Origin of the sequence: Brevibacillus laterosporus (genome assembly GCA_007833815.1) — a bacterium.
Classification (GTDB): domain Bacteria; phylum Bacillota; class Bacilli; order Brevibacillales; family Brevibacillaceae; genus Brevibacillus_B; species Brevibacillus_B laterosporus_D.
This window is the reverse complement of sequence record CP033464.1, coordinates 1,490,001-1,492,500: the sequence shown is the minus strand read 5'-3', so window position 1 is coordinate 1,492,500 and position 2,500 is coordinate 1,490,001. Positions and strand designations below refer to the sequence as shown.

General features: G+C 53.4%; 1 rRNA gene (running past both ends of the window). It reads right to left on the bottom strand.

The features are described from left to right. Positions 1-2,500 (bottom strand): 23S ribosomal RNA (locus EEL30_08550) (it extends past both window edges: 380 nt to the left, 53 nt to the right).

The window sequence follows — 2,500 nt, the reverse complement described above, 5'->3', positions numbered from 1 at the left end:
GATGCGATGAGCCGACATCGAGGTGCCAAACCTCCCCGTCGATGTGGACTCTTGGGGGAGATAAGCCTGTTATCCCCAGGGTAGCTTTTATCCGTTGAGCGATGGCCCTTCCATGCGGAACCACCGGATCACTAAGCCCGACTTTCGTCCCTGCTCGACTTGTAGGTCTCGCAGTCAAGCTCCCTTGTGCCTTTACACTCTACGAATGATTTCCGACCATTCTGAGGGAACCTTTGGGCGCCTCCGTTACTCTTTAGGAGGCGACCGCCCCAGTCAAACTGCCCACCTGGCATGGTCCTTCCACCCGATAAGGGCGGCAAGTTAGAAACTCCGTACATCAAGGGTGGTATCCCAACGACAGCTCCACGAAGGCTGGCGCCCTCGCTTCACAGCTTCCCACCTATTCTGTACATGATGCACAAAGTTTCAATACCAGGCTACAGTAAAGCTCCATGGGGTCTTTCCGTCTTGTCGCGGGTAACCTGCATCTTCACAGGTATTATGATTTCACCGGGTCTCTTGCCGAGACAGCGCCCAAGTCGTTACGCCTTTCGTGCGGGTCGGAACTTACCCGACAAGGAATTTCGCTACCTTAGGACCGTTATAGTTACGGCCGCCGTTTACTGGGGCTTCGGTTCAAAGCTTCGCTTGCGCTAACCCATCCCCTTAACCTTCCAGCACCGGGCAGGCGTCAGCCCCTATACTTCGCCTTGCGGCTTCGCAGAGACCTGTGTTTTTGCTAAACAGTCGCTTGGGCCTTTTCACTGCGGCCTCCTCGGGCTATAAACCCTACCGAGGCGCCCCTTCTCCCGAAGTTACGGGGCCATTTTGCCGAGTTCCTTAGCAAGAGTTATCCCGCGCACCTTAGGATTCTCTCCTCGCCTACCTGTGTCGGTTTGCGGTACGGGCACCTTGTTCCTCGCTAGACGCTTTTCTTGGCAGTGTGAAATCAGGGACTTCGGTACTATAATTTCCCTCGCCATCACAGCTTGTGCTTACTGGTGTGCGGATTTGCCTACACACCACACTTACTGCTTAGACGGCCATCCAATAGGCCGCTCACCCTATCCTCCTGCGTCACGCCATTGCTCAAGCGGAACAGAGGTGGTACTGGAATATCAACCAGTTGTCCATCGCCTACGCCTTTCGGCCTCAGCTTAGGTCCCGACTAACCCTGGGAGGACGAGCCTTCCCCAGGAAACCTTAGGCTTTCGGTGGACAAGATTCTCACTTGTCTTTTCGCTACTTACACCGGCATTCTCACTTCCAAGCGCTCCACCGCTCCTTACGATACGGCTTCACTGCTGCTTGGAACGCTCCCCTACCCAGTCCATAAGGACTGCCATAGCTTCGGCGGTATGTTTAGCCCCGTTACATTTTCCGCGCAGAGTCACTCGACCAGTGAGCTATTACGCACTCTTTAAATGGTGGCTGCTTCTAAGCCAACATCCTGGTTGTCTGGGCAACTCCACATCGTTTCCCACTTAACATACACTTGGGGGCCTTAGCTGATGGTCTGGGCTGTTTCCCTTTTGACGATGGATCTTAGCACTCACCGTCTGACTCCCGGATATAAGTACTTGGCATTCGGAGTTTGACTGAATTCGGTAACCCGATGAGGGCCCCTAGTCCAATCAGTGCTCTACCTCCAAGACTCTAAATCCGAGGCTAGCCCTAAAGCTATTTCGGGGAGAACCAGCTATCTCCGAGTTCGATTGGAATTTCACCGCTAGCCACACCTCATCCCCGCACTTTTCAACGTGCGTGGGTTCGGGCCTCCAGTAGGTGTTACCCTACCTTCACCCTGGACATGGCTAGATCACACGGTTTCGGGTCTACGACAACGTACTTTCGCCCTATTCAGACTCGCTTTCGCTGCGGCTCCGTCTCTTCGACTTAACCTCGCACGCTATCGTAACTCGCCGGTTCATTCTACAAAAGGCACGCCGTCACACATAGAAAGTGCTCCGACTATTTGTAAGCACACGGTTTCAGGTACTATTTCACTCCCCTCCCGGGGTGCTTTTCACCTTTCCCTCACGGTACTGGTTCACTATCGGTCGTTAGGTAGTATTTAGCCTTAGCAGATGGTCCTGCCAGATTCACACGGGATTTCTCGTGTCCCGCGCTACTCGGGGTTGGTCTCGGAGGGACAGATGTTTGGGTTACGCGACTATCACGCTCTTTGGTCAGTCTTCCCAAACTGTTCACCTACATCTGTCCTTTGTAACTCCTATATGAAACGCCCCACAACCCCGTAGGATAAATCCTACGGTTTAGGCTCTTCCGCGTTCGCTCGCCACTACTGACGGAATCACTATTGTTTTCTCTTCCTCCGGCTACTTAGATGTTTCAGTTCACCGGGTCTGCCTTCTCATCACCTATGTATTCAGTGAAGGATACCATCCCATTACAGATGGTGGGTTCCCCCATTCGGAAATCCCCGGATCAAAGTGTGCTTACCACTCCCCGAGGCTTATCGCAGTTCGCTGCGTCCTTC